The organism is Pseudoalteromonas shioyasakiensis, assembly GCF_022398475.1.
Lineage (GTDB): Bacteria > Pseudomonadota > Gammaproteobacteria > Enterobacterales > Alteromonadaceae > Pseudoalteromonas.
In genome coordinates this window covers 1-5,941 of sequence record NZ_JAKEVM010000191.1, presented here as the reverse complement: position 1 = coordinate 5,941, position 5,941 = coordinate 1, and the positions used below count along the sequence as shown (strand labels likewise).

At 40.8% G+C, this 5,941-nt stretch carries 5 protein-coding genes; 4 read left to right on the top strand and 1 reads right to left on the bottom strand.

Annotated features, from left to right (window positions below; translation table 11 throughout):
* Positions 1-155 precede the first annotated feature (155 nt).
* From L1D51_RS20055 to thrC, 4 genes are all read left to right on the top strand, one after another.
* The gene (locus L1D51_RS20055) at positions 156-530 is read left to right on the top strand and encodes a response regulator (protein ID WP_054562669.1); all 375 of its coding nucleotides are present in this window, start codon (positions 156-158) and stop codon (positions 528-530) included.
* Between the two features lie 227 nt (positions 531-757).
* Positions 758-3,175, top strand: coding sequence for a bifunctional aspartate kinase/homoserine dehydrogenase I (gene thrA / locus L1D51_RS20050; RefSeq protein ID WP_239964626.1), 2,418 nt, complete (start codon positions 758-760; stop codon positions 3,173-3,175).
* A gap of 9 nt (positions 3,176-3,184) precedes the next feature.
* Entirely contained in the window at positions 3,185-4,111 is a 927-nt protein-coding gene (gene thrB / locus L1D51_RS20045; protein WP_055021996.1) for a homoserine kinase, read from the top strand.
* Positions 4,112-4,129: 18 nt separating this feature from the next.
* Complete coding sequence (gene thrC, locus L1D51_RS20040; RefSeq protein WP_055021995.1) at positions 4,130-5,413, top strand: threonine synthase; 1,284 nt, start codon at positions 4,130-4,132, stop codon at positions 5,411-5,413.
* Between the two features lie 56 nt (positions 5,414-5,469).
* Here the strand turns inward: thrC and L1D51_RS20035 are convergent, their stop codons facing one another.
* Positions 5,470-5,838 carry a hypothetical protein gene (locus L1D51_RS20035; RefSeq protein WP_130166844.1) on the bottom strand — a complete coding sequence of 123 codons (369 nt, stop codon included), beginning with the start codon at positions 5,836-5,838 and terminating at the stop codon, positions 5,470-5,472.
* Positions 5,839-5,941 lie beyond the last annotated feature (103 nt).

The window sequence follows — 5,941 nt, the reverse complement described above, 5'->3', positions numbered from 1 at the left end:
AAATATATCCTTTTTTACTGGAACATTTATAAATTGTTAGTAAATTTTGAAAAAACTTGCCCTTACTGCGCTTGAAAAAGTGTGTTATAAATTTATTCCATCTTTAATTTAGCCTTTTTTGATGTTGTATTTGCTACAGCGAAGATTTTTATTTCATGAATAATCCTAATTTTTCAGTACTGGTCTGTGATGATTCAAATATTGCCCGAAAGCAGGTAGTACGCTGTTTAGGGGATTGCTTGGATGCAGATGTTCAACAAGCCACAAATGGCCGTGAAGCTCTAGCCTTATTACGCGAGCAAAACTTTGATCTATTGTGCTTAGATTTAACCATGCCAGAATTGGATGGTGTTGCAGTGCTCGAAACGATCAAAGCAGAGAAAATTGAGTGCTTTGTTATAGTGATTTCGGCTGATATTCAGGCTGAAATGAAACAAAGAGTAGTAAAATTGGGTGCTATTGACTTCATTGATAAACCGATAGATCTTGTGCGACTAAAAGCAACTTTGCATAAATTTGGTATTCACTAATCTTTTATATAACACAAACGCATAATTTATCTTTTCTTTAAGGGTTGACAGGCTGGCTATATTTAAGGCAGTCTACAGGCTATGAAAACATTTAATCACGCAACGACCATTATTATTACAACCATCATCCTTACGGGATAGTGGCATAGGTCGGTGCAACAAAATTATAGGCCTGTGTTCACTAGAACACAGGCCTTTTTCGTTTATGGAATGAGGAAACATAAATAATGCGAGTATTAAAATTTGGTGGGTCGTCCTTGGCCGACTACGCATGTTTGCAACAGGTAGCTCAGTTAGTCAAAGAAGAATTACGCGATGAAATGCTGTTAGTACTGTCAGCACCGGGTGGTATGACAGATTCATTAGTAGCATTAGCAAGCGCTGCAGAACAGGGACAAGATTTTAGTGAGTTATGGCAAGCATTGGTTACGCGCTGTGAACAACTAAAAGCTGCTGTTGAAGCTGACTTTGGTCAGGTAGCAAGTTGGCCTGATTTGAGCGAACTTAAGAATAAACTAGATGGTGTTGCACTTTTAAAGTGCTGCCCAGACCAAGTACGTGCTTATGCAATCAGTTTTGGTGAGCGCGTAAGTGTAGCCTTAATGGAGTGCATGCTTAAAGAAAGTAATGCTCGTTATTTAGAAGCGACAGATTGCATAGCTTCAGTGGGTGGCTATATTGATGCTGAAGCTGACTTGGCTGCAAGTAAGTTACGTTTTCAAGCAGCATTAAAAGTGGCACCGAGCACTATTTATATCATGCCGGGTTTTACTGCTGCCAATGAGCAAGGTGAGCTAACAACACTTGGTCGCAATGGTTCCGATTACTCAGCAGCTATTGCGGCAGCATGCCTAGAAGCTGAAGTATGCCAAATCTGGACTGATGTTGACGGTGTTTACAATGCAGACCCGCGTTATATCAAAAAAGCATCTAAGGTTGATTCGTTATCTTATAAAGAAGCAATGGAGCTGTCTTACTTTGGTGCGAAAGTATTGCACCCGAAAACGATTTTACCTTGTGCCAAAGCGGGTGTGCCGTGCGAGATCAAAAATACTCATAACCCACGTGCAGAAGGTTCTGTGATCAGTAACGACAGTGTGTCGAACGATCCAGTTAAAGCATTATCAAGTTTACAAAACCTCGCTATGTTAACGGTGTCTGGCCCAGGTATGAAAGGCAAAGTGGGCATGGCGTCAAAAGTATTTAATGCACTGGCGCACGACAATGTTTCAATTGTACTAATCACTCAATCTTCGTGTGAATTTAGCATCAGTTTCTGTGTGCATGAGAGTGACTTATCTCTTGCTTTAGAAGCATTACAAACTGCTTTCGAATTAGAATCACAAGCCGGCTTAATCGAACCAGTACAAGTGCAGCGTAACCTTGCGATTGTTACTCTAGTTGGCGATAACATGCGTGCGCACAAAGGTTTAGCGGCTAAGTTCTTTGCTTCATTAGCTCAAGCGCAGGTTAATATTGTTGCTATTGCACAAGATTCGACTGAAAGCGCCATTTCAGCGGTTATCGACGGTGAATTATGCAACGACGCAGTAAAAGTGTGCCATGAGAACTTCTTTACTCACATTCCTTCAATCGATGTGTTTTTACTTGGCTGTGGCTTAGTTGGCCAAGAGCTTATTCAGCAGTTAGAGCGTCAACAAGCATGGCTTGAAAAACGTAACATCAAGCTGAACTTGTATGGTGTTGCTAACTCAAGACAGCTTTATCTAGATAGCGAAGGCATCGCTTTTGATGGCTGGCAAGACAAACTAGCCGAGTCAGAACAAGCATTTGATTTAAATCTGGTTGAGCAATTTGTTAAACAAAACCATTTAATTAACCCTGTGATCGTAGATTGTAGCTCAGCCGATAAGCTTGCTGCGCAATATGTTGATTTCTTGAATGCCGGTTTCCATGTGGTTGCGGCAAACAAAAAAGCCAATACTAGCTCGTATGCTTACTACCAAGATTTAGTAGCAGCTACACAAAAGAATAACCGTAAGTTTTTATACGAAACAAACGTAGGTGCAGGCTTACCAGTACTTGATAACTTGAAATCACTATTTGGTGCCGGTGATGAGCTTATTAAGTTCAGCGGTATCTTGTCGGGTTCATTATCGTATATGTTTGGTGCGCTACAAGATGGTTTATCTCTTAGCGAAGCAACGTTAAAAGCAAAAGAAAGTGGTTTTACAGAGCCAGATCCACGTGATGATTTATCAGGCACTGATGTTGCTCGAAAACTACTGATCATTGCTCGTGAATCGGGTCTTGAGTTAGAACTAAGCGATATTGAAGTTGAATCAGTTTTACCAAAAGGGTTTGCAGAAGATGATTCTGTAGCAGATTTCATGGCAAAACTACCATCACTTGATGCACAGTTTAACGACCGCATTCAAAGTGCTGCAAGTGAAGGTAAAGTACTTCGTTATGTGGGCACTATTGAAAACGGTCAATGTAAAGTAGGCATTGAAGCCGTAGATAGTAGCCATGCTCTTTACGATATCCGTGACGGTGAAAATGCATTGGCAATCTTAAGTCAATATTATCAACCACGTCCGTTTGTGATTCGTGGTTATGGCGCAGGTGCCGAAGTAACGGCTGCAGGCGTATTTGCTGATATCTTAAAAACATTAACACGTTAGGAGCTGGTCATGATCCGTGTATATGCACCCGCTTCAATCGGGAATTTTGCTGTCGGCTTTGATGCACTAGGTGCTGCGCTGGCACCTATCGATGGCACTTTATTAGGCGATGTTGTAGAGGTGAGTGCCGCTGAGCAAGATACTTTTGTCTGCTCTGGCGACTATGCCCATAAACTACCTGCAAATGCTGAAGAAAACTTGGCTTATCAATGTTTAATTCACTTTAAAGAGCACGTTGCACCGGCTATGCCAGCGGTAAAACTTGAGCTTAAAAAGAACCTACCAATTGGCTCAGGTTTAGGTTCAAGTGCTTGTTCTGTGGTGGCAGCGTTTGCTGCCCTTGATAAATTTGCCGAAACCAAATTATCTCAAGAGCAACTTATCGAGTTGATGGCTGATTTTGAAGCCATTGTTAGTGGCGGCCGTCATTACGATAACATCACACCTTGTTATTTAGGTGGTTTGCAATTAACGGGTGAACTCATTCCGAACAAGTCAATTTCGTTACCCGTTGATAATCAATGGTATTACGTAGCGGCTTTTCCAGGTTTTTCACTGAATACTGCAAAAGCGCGTTCGGTATTGCCAACGCAATTATCAATGCACGACAGTGTTGAGTTTGCACAGCGGCTTTCTGCATTTAGCAGCTTATTGCTAACAGGTCGTTTTGATGCTGCGTTATCAATTATGACAGATGAAATCGCTGAGCCACATCGCGCACCATTAATCCAAGGTTTTGCGGAAGCTAAAAGTGCTTTACCAGAGCTTGGTGCAGAGATTGTCAGTATTTCTGGTGCGGGCCCAACATTATTTACCGTGTGTAAGAGTCTTGAAGCTGCTCAAAAGTGTGCAGCTTGGCTGAATGATAATTACGTAAATGAACAAGGTTTCAGCCACATCTGTAAACTTGATCAGCTTGGCACACGACAGCTCTAAAGAATTTAAGGAATAAACATGCAATTACATAATTTAAAAGATGAAGCACAACAGGTGTCGTTTGTTGAAGCGGTAAAAACGGGGTTAGGACGTAACCAAGGGGTATTCTTCCCAGAAAGCCTTTCGCCAATTCAAGACATTGATGCGTTACTTGATTTAGACTTTGTTAGTCGTAGCAGCAAGATTTTATCGCACCTAATTGGCGATGAACTACCTGCCGATACCGTTGCACAGATGGTACAAAATGCTTTTAACTTTGATGTGAAACTGGTTGAAGTAGAAAAAGACATTTATTGCTTAGAGCTATTTCATGGTCCAACGCTTGCGTTTAAAGACTTTGGTGGCCGTTTTATGGCTGAGTGTCTTGCACAATTTAACCAAGGCGAAAAAGTAACAATTTTAACTGCAACATCGGGCGACACGGGGGCTGCGGTTGCCCATGCATTTTATAATAAGCCAAATATCGATGTCGTGATTTTATACCCGAAAGGTAAAATTTCACTAGCGCAGCAAAAGCTATTTACAACATTAGGCAATAACATTCACTGCTATGCTGTTGATGGTAGCTTTGATGATTGCCAAAGCATGGTAAAGCAAGCTTTCTTAGACGATGAAGTTAAACAAAAGCTAGGTCTAAATTCTGCTAATTCAATCAACATCAGTCGTTTAGTTGCACAGGTTTGCTATTACTTTGAAGCCATTGCTCAATTACCTAAAGAGCAGCGTAGTAAAGCGCATATCTCAGTACCAAGTGGTAACTTTGGTAATGTGTGCGCTGCGATGATCGGTGCTGTGCTTGGTATGCCAGTAGCGAAACTAAGTGCTACAACTAACCAAAACGACACTGTGCCACGTTTCTTACAAAGCAAAGAGTGGGCACCGAATGACACGCTTGAATCGTTATCGAACGCTATGGATGTGAGTAAACCGAATAACTGGCCACGTGTTCAGTTTATGTTGGATAACAAATGGTTTAGCTATGATGATTTTTATTCAAGCTGTGTTGGCGAAGAAGAAACAAAAGAGGTGATGAAAAAAATTCATCAAACGGGTTACATCGCAGAGCCTCATACTGCAATTGCTTATCAAGGCTTGAAAGAAAATCTAGCAGATGGCAGTGCAGGTATCTTTTTAGCGACTGCACACCCAGCAAAATTTAAAGACAGTGTAGAAGAAATTTTAGACATCGAACTACCTATGCCGAAACCACTTGCTGATGCGCTAGCAAATGAGTGTTTGGCTGAAGATATTAACTTTGATTATCAATTGCTTCGAACTGAGCTGTTAAATAAATTAGCATAACCTTGATTATAGAGCGGCTAAGCCGCTCTTTTTTATGCAGTCTTTTAATAAAGCACTCAATGAAGTAACGAATGGCTATGACGGTTTAAAATCCGCATGCTTAGAATGACCCCTGCCGAGATACACAGCAAAATACTGATCACCGAAACGAGTTCATTTTGCGTCCATTGCATCAAGGTGAATGCCGAAATAAAAATGATAAAAGGTTTAAATTCATAGTAATAGCGACGTTTTCTTTGCTTGACTCGCTGGCTTGAATGATCGGTTCTTCTGGCTTCAGAACGCATCCGCCAAATGTTAGCACCTAATAAAAATAAGATTACACCGATTAATGTAGGCACATAATTATTGGCTAATGTGATACAACTGATGCCGAGAAAAAAGTATCCGTAGGGGACTAATTCGTATATTGGTTTAGCTAACATGTACTTATACCATCCTTGATATTGACCAGTCTTATAAGCTTAGTTTGCCCTAATAAAAACGCAATTTAACAGAGCGATTTTTGTTTAAGTAACATTTTAAATA